Source organism: Nitratireductor sp. ZSWI3 (genome assembly GCF_024655565.1).
Taxonomy (GTDB): Bacteria; Pseudomonadota; Alphaproteobacteria; order Rhizobiales; family Rhizobiaceae; genus Nitratireductor.
This window is the reverse complement of record NZ_JANKOF010000102.1, coordinates 1-17,619: the sequence shown is the minus strand read 5'-3', so window position 1 is coordinate 17,619 and position 17,619 is coordinate 1. Positions and strand designations below refer to the sequence as shown.

General features: G+C 64.7%; 15 protein-coding genes. 7 read left to right on the top strand and 8 right to left on the bottom strand.

Going from position 1 to position 17,619, the window contains the following annotated elements; translation table 11 throughout:
* Nucleotides 1-469 precede the first annotated feature (469 nt).
* Both NUU27_RS21755 and NUU27_RS21750 read right to left on the bottom strand, forming a co-directional pair.
* The gene (locus NUU27_RS21755; protein WP_257764400.1) at nucleotides 470-1,285 is read right to left on the bottom strand and encodes an FkbM family methyltransferase; all 816 of its coding nucleotides are present in this window, start codon (nucleotides 1,283-1,285) and stop codon (nucleotides 470-472) included.
* A gap of 145 nt (nucleotides 1,286-1,430) precedes the next feature.
* Complete coding sequence (locus NUU27_RS21750; protein ID WP_257764399.1) at nucleotides 1,431-2,147, bottom strand: DUF5602 domain-containing protein; 717 nt, start codon at nucleotides 2,145-2,147, stop codon at nucleotides 1,431-1,433.
* Nucleotides 2,148-2,628: 481 nt separating this feature from the next.
* Here NUU27_RS21750 and NUU27_RS21745 point away from each other — a divergent pair, with 481 nt between their 5' ends.
* Nucleotides 2,629-6,510: a putative Ig domain-containing protein gene (locus tag NUU27_RS21745; RefSeq protein ID WP_257764398.1), complete on the top strand. Its 3,882-nt coding sequence runs from the start codon at nucleotides 2,629-2,631 to the stop codon at nucleotides 6,508-6,510.
* 153 nt (nucleotides 6,511-6,663) lie between these two features.
* Here NUU27_RS21745 and NUU27_RS21740 read toward each other — a convergent pair whose 3' ends face one another.
* From NUU27_RS21740 to NUU27_RS21730, 3 genes are all read right to left on the bottom strand, one after another.
* Entirely contained in the window at nucleotides 6,664-6,912 is a 249-nt protein-coding gene (locus tag NUU27_RS21740; protein WP_257764397.1) for a hypothetical protein, read from the bottom strand.
* Nucleotides 6,913-7,116: 204 nt separating this feature from the next.
* On the bottom strand, nucleotides 7,117-8,682 hold the full coding sequence (locus NUU27_RS21735) for a CHAD domain-containing protein (RefSeq protein WP_257764396.1): 1,566 nt from the start codon (nucleotides 8,680-8,682) through the stop codon (nucleotides 7,117-7,119).
* A gap of 555 nt (nucleotides 8,683-9,237) precedes the next feature.
* A complete protein-coding gene (locus tag NUU27_RS21730; protein ID WP_257764395.1) occupies nucleotides 9,238-9,498 on the bottom strand; it encodes a hypothetical protein in 261 nt (86 codons plus the stop codon).
* A gap of 259 nt (nucleotides 9,499-9,757) precedes the next feature.
* Between NUU27_RS21730 and mgtE the strand changes: the two genes are divergently transcribed.
* Together mgtE and NUU27_RS21720 are read left to right on the top strand one after the other, a co-directional pair.
* Nucleotides 9,758-11,146 (top strand): magnesium transporter, encoded by a 1,389-nt coding sequence (gene mgtE, locus NUU27_RS21725; RefSeq protein WP_257764402.1) that lies wholly within the window; start codon nucleotides 9,758-9,760, stop codon nucleotides 11,144-11,146.
* Between the two features lie 223 nt (nucleotides 11,147-11,369).
* On the top strand, nucleotides 11,370-11,669 hold the full coding sequence (locus NUU27_RS21720; RefSeq protein ID WP_257764394.1) for a hypothetical protein: 300 nt from the start codon (nucleotides 11,370-11,372) through the stop codon (nucleotides 11,667-11,669).
* Between the two features lie 57 nt (nucleotides 11,670-11,726).
* On the opposite strand, the gene NUU27_RS21715 is transcribed toward NUU27_RS21720, so the two are convergent.
* A complete protein-coding gene (locus NUU27_RS21715; protein ID WP_257764401.1) occupies nucleotides 11,727-12,944 on the bottom strand; it encodes an MFS transporter in 1,218 nt (405 codons plus the stop codon).
* Nucleotides 12,945-13,253: 309 nt separating this feature from the next.
* Between NUU27_RS21715 and NUU27_RS21710 the strand changes: the two genes are divergently transcribed.
* The gene (locus tag NUU27_RS21710; protein ID WP_257764393.1) at nucleotides 13,254-13,640 is read left to right on the top strand and encodes a MerR family DNA-binding transcriptional regulator; all 387 of its coding nucleotides are present in this window, start codon (nucleotides 13,254-13,256) and stop codon (nucleotides 13,638-13,640) included.
* Nucleotides 13,641-13,678: 38 nt separating this feature from the next.
* On the opposite strand, the gene NUU27_RS21705 is transcribed toward NUU27_RS21710, so the two are convergent.
* Both NUU27_RS21705 and NUU27_RS21700 read right to left on the bottom strand, forming a co-directional pair.
* Complete coding sequence (locus NUU27_RS21705; RefSeq protein WP_257764392.1) at nucleotides 13,679-14,155, bottom strand: isoprenylcysteine carboxylmethyltransferase family protein; 477 nt, start codon at nucleotides 14,153-14,155, stop codon at nucleotides 13,679-13,681.
* Nucleotides 14,127-15,140, bottom strand: coding sequence for a DUF1624 domain-containing protein (locus NUU27_RS21700; protein ID WP_257764391.1), 1,014 nt, complete (start codon nucleotides 15,138-15,140; stop codon nucleotides 14,127-14,129). The genes NUU27_RS21705 and NUU27_RS21700 overlap by 29 nt, the downstream gene beginning before the upstream one ends.
* 91 nt (nucleotides 15,141-15,231) lie before the next feature.
* Between NUU27_RS21700 and NUU27_RS21695 the strand changes: the two genes are divergently transcribed.
* The 3 genes from NUU27_RS21695 to NUU27_RS21685 all read left to right on the top strand — a co-directional run.
* The gene (locus tag NUU27_RS21695; RefSeq protein WP_257764390.1) at nucleotides 15,232-16,062 is read left to right on the top strand and encodes an aldo/keto reductase; all 831 of its coding nucleotides are present in this window, start codon (nucleotides 15,232-15,234) and stop codon (nucleotides 16,060-16,062) included.
* 124 nt (nucleotides 16,063-16,186) lie between these two features.
* Nucleotides 16,187-17,263 (top strand): GGDEF domain-containing protein, encoded by a 1,077-nt coding sequence (locus NUU27_RS21690; RefSeq protein ID WP_257764389.1) that lies wholly within the window; start codon nucleotides 16,187-16,189, stop codon nucleotides 17,261-17,263.
* Nucleotides 17,264-17,413: 150 nt separating this feature from the next.
* The coding region (locus NUU27_RS21685; protein WP_257764388.1) for a YMGG-like glycine zipper-containing protein at nucleotides 17,414-17,619 on the top strand (206 nt) is incomplete at its 3' end.

Sequence of the window (17,619 nt, the reverse complement as noted above, 5' to 3'; positions counted from 1 at the left end):
AGGCCGATCGCGGTGGCTTTGTCGGCAGGGTTTTCTATCAAGTGCAGTGCCTGCGTGGAAAACCGGTCGTGGTCTTCAAGCAAAATTGAGCGATCGATCATCATTGGCAATGCAACATCCTTCGCACCTCGGATGATATAACCATCTGTGCATGATGATTGCACTGTTGATCTTGGGGAGCAGCAAGATAATTGGTGCCATCCGCTGCCGGTCCCAGCTAAAAACAGACAGCACACCCTGCATCTCATGCAGACCACGCTCAGGCGTCCGGGGGCGCCCCAGCGCTGGCGAGCGCCGCAAGGTGAACGGGTCGGATCACCTGCGACATTGCCTGAGATCGCTCGCCAGCGATGTGAGCAGTAGTCGTCAATGCTTAAGCAAAGGAAAACGCACAGCAGGGAAAGGCGCCGTGCGCATCGTTATCGGCAACAACGCGCCGCCGGGCGCAGCCGGAAGCGGTGGGTCGGGCTCAGCCGGTCCTGCGGCCGAAAACGACGATGCCCCGCTTCTGCGTCTCGAAGCCGTGCGCGTTCAACAGGGCCATGACCTCGGCATCCGGCGAGGCGCCGCCGCGTTCGGGGGCGCAGTCGATGGCGATCCTGTCGCAGTCGAGCCCGCCTTCGCCGGTGAGGATCTCGAGTTCGACGCCCTCGGCCTCCACCTTCATGAAGTCGAAACGATCGATGCCGTGCCGTCGCGCCAGTTCGGCAATGGTGATGGCTTCGACCTCGACGGTCTCAACCGGTGCGCCATGGTCGGGATCGAGAATGCCGTCGTCGATCGCCGTCTCGCTGATGTGGAAGGGGAGGACGGTGCAGGCATTCCAGAGCGCGCATCGTGCCAGCGTGACGTTGCTGCTGCGCGCCAGATTGGCCGCGGCCGCTGCCGAGTTCACCGGAGAGGGCTCCACGGCGATCACTCTGTCGGCTCTTCCGGCGCAGGCGCTGGCAAAACCGCCGATGAACGATCCGCAATCGAGGACGGTGTCGCCTTCCTTCACCTCGCAGAAGCCGGGCAGCGAATATTTGCGCAGCATGAAGGCATGATAGCCCAGTGCCATGCGGTGGAGATGGCTCCAATAGGTGTTCCGGGGGATGGTCCATGTGAGTTCGTTGAAGACGACCGTCTTCAGCCGCGCATCCAGATCATGCGGCTGGATCAGGAAGGGATGATGATCCGCCCATCGGGACGCCGCGAATTCGATGAATTCGCTCGCTTTCTCCGATCCCAGCTTTTCATTGATCTGCATGCCGATGGCATTGCTAAGCCCAGCATTCGGCCCCATGCCCGTGCGCCCCGAGAGTGATGTTGGCGGCGACATTATACGGCTGCGGCGATCCTCGCAACGACCGGCGGTGAATACCGCACCAATCTTCCGGCGACGGCCTGCCGCCGGCCCGCTTCCGGAGCCGGCGGTGATTCCCGAGGTTCTATTGCCAGGCCTTGAGGCCGGTGATCGCGACCTCGTAGCGGTCGGTGTCGGCGATGTAGCGGACGTCGTAGCTGGTCGGATAGTAGCCCGGTCCGCTGTAGCGGGCAGGGGTCTTCACCGGCATCGTCGCGGCGGGCTTGGACAGGAGGTGGTCGCGCGTCACCATCGGCTCGAAGAAGATGAGGCTGCCCTTGTTGTAGCCGTAGATGAAGGTCGCGGCGAACGGCGTCCCGTGGAACTCCGGCGCCGTCACGTCGATGGCATGGACCCCCATCTTGTCGACCACCGTGTCCGGGACCACCTGGTAATCGGGTGCGACCAGGTCCTTGTCCTCGACCACGGCGGAGGTGTCGTCGGGGCCGGTGAAGGAGATCATCTCGATGTCGTCCCGGCTTATCGTGTAGAAGTGGAAGTCGAAATGGGGCACCGAGTAGATGTCCGCAGGCGGGTGGCCGTGCGGGTTCCAGTCGACCAGAACGCCGGTATAGCCGGTTTTCGAGCCCTCCGGCATCGGCAGGAAATACTGCCAGGCACCACCTTTCGACTGCGGGTTGGCCTCCATCGGCAGGCCCTCGAGCGCGCCCGCCGTCAGGCTGACGGCGATCGCCGTCGGGGCGCCGCCCGCATCGGTCTCGATCCTGATCTGCATGGTGCCGTTGCCCAGTTCGACGGGTTCGCCCGTCAGGCTGTCAGCGACGGCCGGCGCTGCGAGCACCGTTGCTCCGAGACACGCAATTGCCGCTCGTTTGAGACAACTTTCCGTCTTCAGCATTGTTTCCTCCCTGCGCCTGCCCGTCAGGGGCCCGACCGGACGCGCCGAACGCTCCGGCCGCCCGATGGCGGCAGCCGAAAGACCAATATGCCCAAGGGGCTTGGCGGCCGGAAATGATCTTTGGTGTTAAGCCGTTCGGCTTAGCGGAGAGCCGTCCACTCGTCTGCTCACTTGGAGCAATTTTTTAAAAAATGATCATTTTTATAATAATCTTGCGTTTTATTGAAAAAATCAGGTCAATTTATAGAGGAATTCGGGCAGATCCACATTTACTTCCTGTAGAATTGAGATTTACTGAATATAGGCCAGTATCGGGTCAATCGTGGATGCGGGGGCGGGAGCGGTGAAACCGCAACGATTATGCGCAAGGGGCAGGATCGGCGGCCGTCTTTGCAGGACCCGTGAAACGCTTTTCGCCGTATTCTTGACCGCGGTCGCACTGATCACGCTGCAGATGCCGGCTCTCGCGCAGCAGCTTTCGATCGCCGCCAACCCGTCGACCTTCAATGCCGCCGGCGACACGATCAACTTCACCTACACCATCCAGCCAGGATCCTACACGATCACCTCGATCAACACGCCGATCACGACGGCGATCAAGAACGTCAACGTGACATGCCCGGCGGTTCCGCCGGGCGGCACCTCGTCTAACATCGTCTGCACCGGGGCCTATGTCGTTTCCACGGAGGATGCGACCTCTGGTACTTTTGCTGACTTCGTGCAGATCCGCGGCTTGAGGGTGGGCGGTACGTTCGATTTCACAAGCCCCACCCTCTTCGTGACCTCCGACGCCGGTGGGGAGGTGAACATATCCGTCAATTCCTCCCCCAGGCCCTCGCAGCCCGGCGAAACGGTCAGCGTCACCGCGACGGTTTCCTCCCTGGGCTGCAATGCGGGCGATGCGCCGCCGGGAACCGTGACGATCTCCGTCGGTGCCGAATCGCAGACGCTCTCGCTCACGTGGACGGCCCCTGTCAGCCCCTCTTCGTCGGCAACGATGCAGGTCTCGACGCTTCCTGTCGGCACCCATCCCGTTTCGGCCAGCTATTCGGGAGGGGGAGGGTGCGCCGCCGCCACCGCCTCCGGGGCCGACCATCCGGTCGATACGCCGCCGACGGTGACCATCAACCAGGCCGCCGGCCAGAGCGATCCGACGGCAGCCTCGTCCATCCTGTTCGATGTCGTCTTCGACAAGAACGTGACCGGATTCACGAGCAGCGACGTCGCCTTGTCGGGCACGGCGGGGGCTGTATCGGCGAGCGTCTCCGGCTCCGGTTCCGCATACACGGTCGCGGTCAGCGGGATGACCCAGCCCGGCACGGTGTCTGCCACCGTCCCGGCCGGCAGCGCCACCAGCACGGCCGGTTTCCAGAACCAGGCCTCGACGAGCACCGACAACACCGTCACCTATGTGGTGCTGGAGATCCTGCCCGCGACGCTTCCCGATCCCGTCTACAACACGCCCTATCTGCCGCCGCAGCTGACCGCCAGCGGCGGCACGGGCCCCTATGGTTTCAGCATCGACAGCGGAGATCTTCCCGCCGGAATAACGCTTTCGGGCAACGGCCAGTTGTCGGGCACGGCGACCGCCACGGGCTCGTTCAGCTTCACCGTCGCAGTGACGGACCAGAACGGGCTCTCGGCCACGCAGTCCTATACGCTCAACATCGCGGCGCCCGTCATCACCATCGCCCCGCCGGTGCTTCCTGAAGCATCCTACGGCATGCCCTACAACGCCAGCCTGACGGCTTCGGGCGGTGCCGATCCCTACCTCTTCTCCCTTGATGCAGGCGCGCTGCCGGTGGGCCTGTCGATGTCGAGTTCCGGTGTTCTTTCCGGCACACCGTCGCAAGCGGGCACGTTCGTTTTCACGGTGCGGGCCGAGGACCAGTATGGGCTGTCGGCAACGGCGGCCTTTTCGATCACCGTCGATGCACCGGAAATCGACGTGCAGCCCGCAGCCGTGCCGCAACCCGCCTACGGGGTTGCCTATGAGCAGCAGCTTTCCGGCAGTGGCGGCACCCCGCCCTACCTCTTCTCGCTTGCCAGTGGCAGCTTGCCGCCGGGATTGGCGCTCAGCAGCGCCGGTCGGCTCTCGGGAACGGCGATCCAGCCGGGAACCTTCAACATCTCCATCCGTGTCGAGGATGCAAACGGCTATACGGGTACGAGAGCCTACACCCTCATCGTCGCAGCACCGACGATCGCTCTCTCGCCGCCGAGCCTGCCGGCGATCACCGTTGGCGCGCCGGTCGCGCAGCAATTTTCGGCAAGCGGCGGCTCTGCCCCTTATCTGTACAGCTTGGTCTCGGGCGCATTGCCGGCCGGCATCGCGCTTTCCTCCGCCGGCCTCCTGTCCGGGCAGGCAACGGCGACAGGGACGTTCGGCTTCAGCGTGCAGGCGGCAGACGTCAATGGCAACACGGGCGAGACGGCCTACACGCTGACGGTCTCTCCGTCCGCCACCACCACGACCTTGCAGACCAGCGCCTCACCGTCGACGGTGGGCGATATGGTCACTTTCACGGCGTCCGTCACTTCTTCTTCCGGCAACCCCCTGTCCGGCACCGTCGTCTTCACAATCGACGGGGCAGGCCAGCCTCCCGTTGCCGTGTCGGGCGGATCGGCCTCCCTGTCCACCAGCACGCTCGCCGTGGGGACGCACACGATCACCGCCGCCTATTCGGGCGACCCGGGCAACGCCGCCTCGACCTCCGCCCCGCTGACCCAGGCAGTCGAACAGGCCGTGACGACCACCTCGGTCATCTCGAGCAGCAATCCCTCCGACTATGGGGATCCGGTCACCTTCACCGCCACGGTCTCGGGTGTCCCTTCGGCGCCGGCGCCGACCGGATCTGTCCAGTTCTCCTCCAACGGCGCCCTTCTCGGCACGGTGGCGCTCGCCGGAACCACGGCGGCGATCACGGTCTCCGATCTGGCCGCCGGCGGCAACGACGTCGTGGCGACCTATGGCGGAGACGCCAACAATGTCGCAAGCACATCGCCCGTCCTGGTGCAGACGGTCCGGGCCCTCGGCACGGTCATCATCCGGCAGATAACGACCGGCGGCGACGGCACGTTCTCCTTCACCTCCTCGGAGCCGGCGCTCAACGTCACCGTGACCACGGTCGACGGCGAGGGGGCGAGCATGCCGCTTTCCCTGACCGCCGGAACCTATGCGGTGAGCGTCGGCGTCGTCGAGGGCTTCGCCGTCACCTCGATCTCCTGCAACGACGGCGACAGCTTCGGCAGCGTGGAGACGCGCACGGCAACGATCAGCCTGGCGGCCGAGGAAACCGTGATCTGCACCTTCTCGAGCGCCAACTCCCGCGACGTGACCAGCGACCTTCTGGCCGAGTTCGTGGAAGTGCGGGCCGGCATGATTCTCGAGAACCAGCCCGACATGGGGCGCCGCGTCGGCCGCCTCAACGGACAGGCCGGTGGCGGCGGCTCCATCTCCTCCCTGCTCGGCTATCTGCCGCAACTGGCCGACGCCCGCTCCGTCAATCTCGCCTCCAGCCTCGGTGCGATCAGGCGCCTGTCGGGCGGCGAGGGCACCGACCGCTTCGACCTGTGGTTCGAGGGCAGCTACAGCCGCTTCGAGGCCAATGAGGCGACGGGACATTTCGGGCTGGCGACCATCGGTGCCGATTATCTCGTCAACCGCAACCTGCTGGTCGGCGCCTTCCTGCAGGTCGACCGCACCACCGGTTTCGTGTCGATGGCCGGAGGCACGGCCGAGGGCACGGGCTGGCTGGCCGGACCTTATCTGACGGCGCGGCTTTCGGAAAACCTCTATTTCGACCTGCTCGCCGGTGCCGGCACCTCGTCGAACGACGTCAATCCGCTCGGCACCTATACCGATTCGGTCGATGCCACGCGCTGGCTGGTGAGTGCTGCCGTTCAGGGGGCCTGGCAGCGGGATGCCTGGACATTCTCGCCGCGCGCCCGTCTGGCCTATTTCGAGGAACGGACCGAGGCCTATACGGACAGCCTGGGAGTGGACATCCCGGCGGTCAAGGCGGGGCTCGGGCAAATTTCCTTCGGGCCGGGCCTGTCCTACCGGCACATCACGCAGGACGACGTGCTGCTCGATTTCAGCATCAGGCTGGATGGCGTCATGGACATCCGCAACACGCAGGACAAGCATGGCCTGGACAATTTCCACGGCCGCGTGGAAGCTGCCGTGGATGCCAGCCTGCCCGGCGGCGGCAGGCTCGGGGTTTCGGCGCATTACAGCGGCCTGGGGGAATCGGCGCCGAGCATGCTCGGCGGCCGCGTCCGTCTTTCCATGCCGCTGAACTGACGCGGCAGAAATCCGATTTTTGGACCGATGCGCTGGTGGTGCGATTCCAACGATGGTACCCATCCGTTGGGAAAATCGCCCCACCAGATCAACAGCTTGTGGGCTGACTTGTCGAAACAGATGGGCACCATCTGTTTCGGTCAGATCACCGGGTCAGAAGGCCAGGATTATGGTGGCCGCGATCGCCATGGCCATCGACAGGACGATGAGCGCCATGAAGGTGCGGGCCCAGTCGAAGAACATCGCATAGCCTGCCGCCCAGGCGGCCGTGGCGGCGCCCAGCGCGAACATGAAGCTGTCACGCTCGCCGCTCGCGATCGCGGCGGCCATCAACCCCCCGATGATGATCGCGCCGAATGTGACGATGATTGCGACGGCATACGCGTCGTAACGCTCATTCATTCCCAGTCCTTTCGATGGTCGCGCAGGCGGCTGCGCGGCCGCCCGCTCGCCAGACAATCTCTAGCAGCTTAATCACCGGCAAGAAAAGCCCAGGCATACATCCTTTGCGGCCGGCTGCCCGCATTTCCAACGGTTGCTGGGCATCCGTAGCCGGATGGCAACAGCGCCCGCCGTCGGGGCGCGGCAGAGGAGGTAAGCCTGCTTTCAACGATTCCGCGCCGACCGCTCCCAGGGGCGGGCGCACTGGGCGAGGTCGTTCCAAAGCCGCCTTGCATTGTCCCAGCTCTTCTGCGCCTTCATCTGCTGCGCGCCGATCACGCGGCCGATGGCGCGCTGGGCGGTGATGTCACTCAGCTCGGCAAAGGGCGGCCCGGTCAGCAACGCCTCGGCCATTCCGGCATCGGCGAGGTCGCCGAACACGATCTGCAGCGTCTTCAGCTTTCCGAGAAAGCGCTTCACGCTCTTCTGCGGAAAAAGGGGAGCAAGGAATTCCAGGCAATAGCGCAGCTTCTTCAATTCCTTGCGCAAGGCATGCCGCTGCTGCAGATCGAGCGTATCGATCTCTTCCGCGCACCCGCAGGCACGGCGCCAGCGCTTGTGCAGGCTCTTCCGCGCCAGTTCGGGGATCATTTGCCGGTGGCCGTTTCCGGGCCGTCCGGCCCCTTGTCCCAGCCCGCTCGTTTCGATGAATTCGGCCAGCGCAATCTGCAGGTCTTGCGCGCGGCGCCCGATGAGGAGGCCGCGCAACTCGGCGCGCGTGGCTGCGGCATGCGTCTCAAGGGCGCTTTGCAGCGGCCGGAAACCCGTCTCGCCGTCATGCGCCGCCGCCTCGCGCGGCACGATCTGTGTGCGCGCCACGTCAAGGTCCCGTAATCGGCCGACTTCACGCCCCAGCCAGCGGGCTTCTTCGCGCAGGCGGTCCAGCGTCTCTCCGTCCGAGACGGTCGGGGCGACGAGCGCCAGCGCGCCGCGCAACCGCCTGAGGCCGATGCGAAGCTGATGGGGACCTTCCGGGTCCTCGAGCGCGCGCACCACGAGGATGTTGGTGCTGATCTGGTCCAGGCATTCGCGCAGGATGGCGCGTAGCGCCTCTTCCGCGCTCTCGTCGACCAGAAGGTCCACCGCCCAGGCCCTGCGCGGCGCCAGCGGCGGCTCGACATGACCCTCCTCGGCGAGGAGGAAGCCGCGCGCCGCCTTCGAATGGCGCGAAAACCGCAGGCCACCCTCGGGCATCAGCTGCCGCGCGATCTCATAGAGGCCGCGCGCCTCGCCGTCCGTCAGCTCGATCTCCAATTCGCGCAGCACCTCGGCGCGCCCGCCGGCCCGGACCTCGCCTTCGTCGATCGCCAGGCTGGCCCGTGTTCCCGCGAGCCCGACCGCAAAGCTCTGCCGGGCCATCTCGGTCTCCAGCACCGGCTCGAGGGGAGCGTTGCCGACGAGGCGGTCCAGCTTCTTGCGCAGTTTCTGGTCGGCGACGGCGCGGATCGACACGCGCCCCTCCGGAGCCGGCTGTTCCACTTCCTGGACCTGAGACAACCCGCTGGCGATGCGGCCGCGATGCTTGACGGTCTGCAGCCATCGCGTTCCGTCGTGCCTCAGCCGAAGCGAGATGCCGGCGGCGCGCAGCGCACCGGAGGCGGTGTCGAAATAGATGCTGCGCAGGACTTCCTGGCGCGGCTCCGCCAGCGCGATCCCCAGCTCCGGCAGCCTTCTCCTCACATCGGCGGCACGGTCTGCGTCGATCAGGAACTTGAGCTCGACTTCACGCATACGACGCCCCGAAAACCAACAGCCGCTAGGTTTATCGCGCCCTGAGCGTTGGGGAAAGATCGTTTGGGGCACAGCTCATGATGTCGAGTTCCATCCCGTCGTTAGAAATCAAGCTTAAACCAATGTATTCATAAACTATTTTGCGTGCGAAGGCGCATGTCGAGGGCAAGCGTGGAGGAAGATCCAGCGCGTTTTCCGCAGCATGAATTTCACTGCGGCATCACTTCTGCGCGGCGTCACGCTCCTGCTTGACGAGCAGGGGCACCGCCATGCCCGCCACGATCAGGATGAGCACACAACTGATGATGTACGCATACAGATAAACCATGCGGCATACTTTCGGTCCGCTCGCGCAACCCCTTGCGCGATCCTGCATTGTCGAGACTTCGACCTGGCCGAATTCGGCGACCGTGTGCGCAAGTCCCCCCACTCAAGGCGATTGACGCCTTCCCACTCCGCAGAATGGGGCTCCAACCTTTATATTAATTAAACACGGTTGACGCAGCGTAAGCAATAGTCGGCTATCTGGTTTGCCCGAGACCCGACGGTTTTGCACTATAACCGGGGCGGCACATAGCGCGGCACGTCGAGTTTCAGCGGCTTGGGCTCGATCAGGACCTTCAATTCACGCTGCTCCTGCTGCCAGCGCTGGTGGCGTGTGGCAAGAAGTCTCTCCGTCCGGTCGGCGGCATCGGCTGCACGCTGATCGGCCTTGGTCCAGTCCTTGCCGGGACGAACGACGGTCTCGGCCGCCTGCGCCGGCAGGCCGGCGGCGAGGCCGAGAAACAGCAGAACGGCAAGGCGGCGATATTTCATCATCTCTTCCTTCTCGGCGGTGAGCCTTCCGGGCACCCTCCCAGATACCCTCTATGTAGGCCCGGCCCTGCGCTTTCGCCAGATCGCGGGCGGGGCCGCCTTCGGCGCCGCCCGCGAATTTCTTCCACGGAAAGCCGTGCCGCCCGGTTGCGGTGCCGCCTGCGCCTCTGTATTGCCGGTGAAGCTGCACCCGTTCCCCAAACCGTTCTCCGTTCCCAGGGAGGTGTTGTTGAGCGAGCCGGAAGGACTGGACACCGACATGGGCGCCGCGGCGGCGCCCGACATGGGAATCTATGACGAGGACGGCGTCGTTGCGGCGCCGTTCCTCGCCCATATCGGTGCGGCCATCGCCGACCGCGACACGCTGACGCTGAAAAAGGACGTCGGCTCGCTCCACCAGTCCGAGATTGGCGACCTCCTGGAAGCGCTGCTGCCCGAGCAGCGTCTGGCGCTCGTCGTCCTGATGGGCGACGATTTCGACTATACCGCGCTGACCGAGGTCGACGAGGCGATCCGCCTCGATATCATCGAGAACCTGCCCAACCGGCAGGTGGCGCGCGCCGTCGAGCAGCTCGATTCGGATGATGCCGTCTACATTCTGGAAGACCTCGACCAGCAGGACCAGGACGAGATTCTGGCCGAGCTGCCGTTCACGGAGCGGGTGCGCCTGCGCCGTTCGCTGGGCTATCCGGAGGAGACCGCCGGCCGGCGCATGCAGACGGAATTCGTCGCCGTGCCGCCGTTCTGGACCGTCGGCCAGACCATCGACTACATGCGCGAGGAGCAGAACCTTCCGGAGAGTTTTTCGCAGATCTTCGTCATCGATCCGACCTTCCGCCTGGTCGGCGCGGTCGATCTCGATCGCATCCTACGCACCAAGCGAGGCACCAAGATCGAGGATGTGATGCGCGAGACGCGCCACGCCATCCCCGCCACCATGGACCAGGAGGAGGCGGCGCAGATTTTTGAGAAATACGACCTCCTGTCGGCCGCCGTCGTCGACGAGAACGAGCGCCTGGTGGGCGTGCTCACCATCGACGACGTCGTCGACGTCATCCAGCAGGAGGCCGAGGAGGACCTTTTGCGCATGGGCGGCGTCGGTGACGAGGAGCTGTCGGACCGCGTCTGGACGGCGGCCCGTTCACGCGTGCCGTGGCTGATGGTGAACCTCGTCACGGCCTTCCTGGCCGCGTCGGTCATCGGCCTCTTCGACGGCACGATCGAGAAGATCGTCGCGCTGGCCGTCCTGATGCCGATCGTCGCCGGCATGGGCGGCAACGCCGGCTCGCAGACCATGACAGTCACCGTGCGCGCGCTCGCCACGCGCGACATCGACATCTACAACGCCGGCCGCATCATCCGCCGCGAGATGGGGGTGGGCCTTCTCAACGGCCTCATCTTCGCAACGCTTATCGGCGCCGTCGCCGCCGCCTGGTTCCAGGACTTCGATCTTGGTGGCATCATCGCCGCGGCGATGATCATCAACATGTTCGTTGCCGCCCTCGGCGGCATCCTCATTCCGCTGCTGCTCGACCGTGTCGGCGCCGATCCGGCGGTGGCGTCGTCCGTCTTCGTCACCGCGGTCACCGACGTGGTCGGCTTCTTTGCCTTCCTCGGCCTTGCCACGTGGTGGTTCGGTTTGCTTTAAAGTGGCCGCAGTCAAGTGGAATTACCCGACATTACAGAAGATAAGCTTATTGATTTTCTATCTCCGGTAGAAAATTCTTCTTTCCCCTGTGTGACCTCTTCCCACCTTGATCTATCGAAGGGGTAGGGAGTGAGTAAGGGTGAATGGCTGTTTCCTCCAAAACTTGAAATGATCCAGTGCGAGCGTGGTCCAGCCTGTCTTGCCACGGGACAGAAAATATCAAATGGGCTACCTTGGTTCTTTTATCATCCGACGGGGGGCGAGAATGAAAATGCCTCGATACATTGTGGCAATTTTAGCACTGTTGCTAGTTAGTGCATGTAACAACACATCGCGAGATCAATGGAAGACGATTGCCGATACCGACGCAAGCCGCTTTGAACGTGCAAAGGCGATTTGCAACGGGCGGGCTGCACACACTCAGGTTGTGGCTGGCAGGCGATGGATTGCCGGCGCTATCGCTGCTGACGTGGCATTTGATGGCTGCATGGCTGAACAGGGCTTTGCAAAGAAGCAACAGTAATTGGCCCGCGGAGCCGTTCAAGGGTGGACCTTATGAGAAGTCGCATTTTGCTCGCACTTAGGCGAATGCGGGCCGCGCCGTGCGCCGCGCCCGGAACAGGATGAAGGCGGCGATCGCCATGTTGCCGAGGTTCCAGGCGATCCCGTTCAGGAACGCCGCGCGGTAGGACCCCGTGAGGTCGTAGATCCAGCCCGACATCCAGCCGCCGAACGCCATGCCGATGATGGTCGCCATGATCACCACGCCCATGCGCTGCCCGGCCTCGCGTGCAGGCAGATATTCGCGCACGATGATGGCGTAGCTCGGCACGATGCCGCCCTGCGACAGGCCGAAGATGAACGACACCATGTAGAGCGAGGCGAGCCCGTTGAAGGGGATGTAGAGGAACAGCGAGAGGCACTGCAGGACCGAACCGATGAGAAGGGTCGGCACGCCGCCGATGCGGTCCGCCAGGAAACCGGAGACGAGCCGGCTGACGATGCCGGCGCCCAGCATCAGCGACAGCATTTCGGCTCCGCGGGCGATGTCGAAGCCGAGATCCATGCAATAGGCGACGATGTGCACCTGCGGCATCGACATCGCCACGCAGCAGCACAGGCCCGCCAGCACCAGCAGGGTCTGCAGCGTCCGCGGCGACAGGTCGATGGGCTTGCGCCGGCTGTCGGCCCGTCCTCCCGGAAGGGGTGTCTCGTCGGCCTGGATATGGGGCCGGCGGCGCAGGAGAAGCGCCAGCGGCACAATGGTCGCGACGCAGAACAGGCCGATGCCGAGAAAGGTCGTGCGCCAGTCGGTCTGCGCCAGCGCCAGCTTGATCACCGTCGGCCACAGCACGCCCGACAGGTAGTTACCGCAGGCGACGGCGGCCACCGCGATGCCGCGCTGGCGCTCGAACCAGTGCGAGATGTCCGCCAGGAGCGGGCCGAAACAGGCAGATCCCCCTAAGCCGATCAACCCCTGCAGCAGGGCGAACTGCCAGATCGAGGCGGAAAAGCTCGCCGCGATGAAGCCGCCGCCCAGCGCCACGCCGGCCATCGCCACCGGCAGGGCAACGCCGATCCGGTCGGCATAGCGGCCGATCAGCACATTGCCGACGGCAAAGCCCACCATGGTCGCCGCATAGGGCAGGGAGGCCGCCGCGCGGTCGACCCCGAACTCCGCCTGGATGGGCGGCAGAACCACCACGATGGCCCACAGGCCGACGGTGCCGATCGTGCCGAGCAGCAGCGAAACCGTCATGCGGAACCAGGCATAGGCTCCGTCCACCGGCGTTTCCATCACCGTCGCTGCAGTGCTGCGCACCGTCTCCTCCTGCCTCCCGGTCGCCGGCGAGGAAGGCGCCAGCCTCCTTTCCATAGGTCGGCCCATGCGTGCAACGGTAGGGCCAAGGTCCTGCCACAGGCTGGCCATGACGCAAGATGGCCGGGGGCTGCCGATGCCGCGTCGGTGTGCCAAATTGACTTTTACGTAAAAGCCGTGGCAAGGTCCTTCTCCGGCTGCGCTGGGGATCGGTCCGATCCTTTGGAGCCGGAGAAGGCAATGCTGCATCGCGGCTCGACGACTGCCGTACATAAAGGGCGAAGAGCCATGCGAGATTACTATTCCATCACCGAGCTGACGCGAGAATTCGGCATTTCGACCCGAACGCTGCGCTTTTATGAAGACGAAGGGCTCATCAACCCGGTCCGGCGCGGCCGCACGCGCCTTTACCGGCCGTCCGACCGCCATCTCGTCCGGCAGATCCTGCGCGGCCGCCGGCTCGGCTTTTCCGTCGCCGAGATTCGCGAGATCATCGAGGTTTACAAGGCGCCGCCCGGCGAGGTGGGGCAGTTGAAGCTGATGCTGAGTAAGATTGCCGAGAAGCAGCAGGATCTGCGCCAGAAGCGGCGTGATCTCGAGGACACGCTTGAAGAGCTGGCGCGGGCCGAGGAGTCCTGCGTGGAGCGCCTCGCCGAACTCGGCGTCACGACCTGACGCCGTGCGGCATCGCGTCTTTCAGGACGTGCGGCGCCCTATATCCAGCGCCGCACCTTCTTCTGATAGTCGTGATATTTCTTCCCGAACCGCAGGGCGAGGTGTCTCTCTTCGGGCTCGATCGCCAGCTTGACGGTGAGGAAGCCGGCAATCAGCACGAACAGCAGGAACCAGGCATTGCCGGTCACCAGGCCGAGGCCGGCGGTCAACAGGCTGTTGCCGAGATAGATCGGATTGCGGCTGACGGCGAACGGGCCGCTCGTGACGAGCGCCTTGGCACCGCGTGTCGGCAGGATCGAGGTGCCGGCCCGGTTGAGAGTCCGCATCGCCTGCAGGTCGATGAAGACGAAGGCGGCGATCAGCAGCCAGCCGAGAGCAAAGAGAATGTCCGAAAGGGGCCTGCCGAACCAGGGCAGGGGATAGGCGATCCCTGCCACGACGGCGGCCGCGATGGCGGCCAGATAGATGACCGGCGGCCAGGGAAATCTACTCGGCCGTGCCTCCTGCTTGTCCATTCGTTCCCTCCCGCTGCGGTGCTGCCGTCCCCGCGTCTGCCCGCATAGTGCATTCGGAGGCGATCTCGCTCAAGCGGGATTCGGTTTCGCGGTCGGGCCGCGCCGACATCACGGCCTCGAGGCGGCCTTCGCCATCCAGGACGTCCACGAAGCAGCCGCAATAGGCGGCGCAGAAGGCTTCCTCGCGCGCTGCCTCGCACTGGCGGACACAGGCCTGCGTGAAGCGGGCGTCGGCCGGCAGGACGGCGGGCGGCCACATCTGGGCGAGGAGCCAGACGCAACCGATGAGGATCGGCTGGTGCAGGAGGTAGAAGGCGAGGCTGTGACGCCCTGCGAAGGTGACGGGCCTCGACCAGCCGCCGCTCTGCAGCAGCGACAGGCGGGCGAGCACGCCGCTGTCGCGCCCGGCGCGTGCGGCGGCGATGCCTGCGAGGACGGCTCCGAACCAGGGAAACAGCGGCACGTAATCGTTGGACGGGGGCCTGAAGGTGGAAAGACCCAGCCACCACAGGGCAGGATGATCGAAGGCCGGGGCGCTCAGGAAATGGGGGGCGGCCACCACGCCGGCCGCCATCAGCAGGACGGCCCAGGCGGGCAGGCTCAGGAAGGCGAGGCCGAGAAGGCTCGCCACCGCGATGTGGTGCAGGATGCCGAAGAAGATGAAGCCGGACGGAAAGACGATCCAGGTGGCAAGCGAGATGGCCGCCGCCGCCGCGACGATCATCGCCAGCCGCTTGCCGAAGCCGGGCCAACGGATCGATTGTGCATGGGCAAGGAACAGGCTGACGCCGACCAGGAACAGGAAGGAGGTGGCGATGCTTCGCGCGAAAATCCGCCAGGCGCCCGTCACGGTCGTGCCCGGTTCCATATAGCCGAAGAATTCGAGATCCCAGCCGAAATGATAGACGGCCATGGCCAGAAGGGCGGCCCCGCGTGCGATGTCGATGGCTTCGATGCGTGACTTGCCAGAAGCCGCATGCCGCATAGGATGAGCGTCCCCGATACAAATATTCTAAAAACTGATGCTTATATAAGTCGCCGCCAATAGTGGCCGAAACACGGAGAGAGGAACAAACATGCAGACAGTGAACGCCAACGGCGCCTCCATACCGGTTCTCGGCCTGGGAACCTGGACCCTCAGGGACGGGGCCTGCGTCGAGATGGTGTCGAAGGCGCTGAAGCTCGGCTATCGCCACGTCGACACCGCCGCCGCCTACGGCAATGAAGAGGCCGTGGGCGAGGGGCTGCGAACTTCCGGCGTGCCGCGCGACGACATCTTCCTGACCACCAAGGTGTGGTGGACCGACATCGCCCCCGGCGATCTGGAGCGCTCGGCGGAGGCCAGCCTGGCCCGCCTCGGCGTCGACCGGATCGACCTCCTGCTGATCCACTGGCCGAACCCGGCGATCGAGCTTTCCGGCAGCATCCGCGCGCTCAACCGCATGCGCGAACAGGGGCTCACCCGGCACATAGGGGTGTCCAATTTTCCCACGGCGCTGCTGGCCGAGGCGATCGATGTGTCCGAAGCGCCGCTGGTTGCCAACCAGGTGGAGTATCACCCCTATCTCGACCAGACGAAGGTCCATGCGGCCTGCCGCGCGGCGGGCATGGCCATGGTCTCTTATTGCCCGCTGTCGCGCGGCGGCGGATTGTTTTCGGAGCCGGCTGTAACGAGCGCCGCCGCAACGCACGGCAAGACCCCGGCGCAGATCGTGCTGCGCTGGCACATCCAGCAGGAGGGCGTCGTGGCCATTCCGCGCACCGGCAACCCGGACCGTCTCGCCGAGAACGCCGACCTCTTCGATTTTGCGCTGAGTGAGGCCGAGATGACGGCGATCTCGGCGCTGCGCAGCGCCGGCCGGCGCATCTGCGACTACGAGTTCTCACCCAGGTGGGACGCAGCCTGAGCGCTGCGTGCCGCCGCCGGTTAACCCTGCGTTAGCTGAAGGAAACTACCTTACCTGAAGTTGTTCCGGCCGTCGCGGGTGAGACCGGGGACGACCTGTGCCTTTGGGGGAAGGTGGGCAGCGCATGTTGCAGACATCCAGCGCTTCGGGCGAACGGCCGGGCGACATCGCGACGATGATCGCCAATGCGATGCGGCGGATGGGCGTCGTCGGCCTGCCGCGCAACTACGAGATCTTCTACGAGGTCTACACCGGCTCGAACGGCGAGCTGGCGAAGGATTTTGCCGCGCTCAAGGGGCATCCGACGCAGGATGCGCTCGATGAGCTGGCGCACAGACATTTCGCGCAGAGCAGCCGTCAGGCGATCGTCGAGACCGCACAGGACCAGATCGCCCTGAGGGCGCAGGAAATCCTCGCGCTGCTGGGGCGGGAGCGCAGCTCGCTGGAGAAGTTCGGGGTCATTCTCAACCAGACCTCGAACGGGCTCGGCAGCAATGCCGACCTGTCGCGCGACATCCTGAGAAAGATCGTCGGCATCATGGCGGCGGCCACCGAGACCACCATCGAGCAGGGGCGCCAGATCAGCCAGGCGATGGCCGACAAGTCCGAAGAGCTGGAGAAGATGCGCTGCAAGCTCGAGCAGTACAAGCGGCTGGCCGACACCGATCCCCTCACCAGGATCTGGAACCGCCGCGCCTTCGACAGGAAGATGGCGCGCGTCTTCGGCGATCGGCGCTCGATCATGTTCCATGCCCTGATCCTTGCCGATATCGACGGCTTCAAGACCTTCAACGATCGCTACGGTCACCCGGTCGGCGACCGAATCCTGCAGATCGTCGCCCACCTCCTCAAGACCCAGGGCAGCACCGATTGCTTCGTCGCCCGCACCGGCGGCGAGGAGTTCGCGATGATCGTCGAGGGCCTGACGGAAGACGCCACGATGGCCGTCGCCGAGGCCACGCGGGCGACCGTCGAGCAGGCCGAGTTCGTCATCGGTTCGGCCGCCCGCAACTATGGACCGATCAACGTCTCGCTGGGCGTCTGCATGGCGTCCGATGCGGCCGATGCCGAGGATCTCTACGCCAAGGCAGACCAGGCGCTTTATGCCTCCAAGGTCGCCGGGCGCAACCGGGTCACGCTCTATTCCAGGCTGCCCAAGGGCAGCTTCACCAAGAACTGGCTTCTCTACCGCAGCGAGTGATTGCCGGCGGCGCTTAAAATTTTAACGAATTTCTCTATAGTTCGCACAGGGGCGCGCCGAATTTCGCCCAAATTGTGCTACACGGGCCGGAAGGGGCGACATTTCCGAACGATTCTTTCGCGGCATTTCAGACAAGTGAGGACTCCGACTATGTTCAAGAAATCCATCGCTGTTGCGCTGCTGGCGGGCTTCACCGCCGGATGTGTGACCAGCACCGACCCCTATACCGGTCAGCAGAAGATTTCCAATACGGCCGGCGGGGCGGCGCTGGGCGCGCTCGCGGGCGCCGGCGTCGGACTTCTGGCGGGCGGCGACGATCGTCGCAACGCGCTCATCGGCGCCGGCGTCGGCGCGCT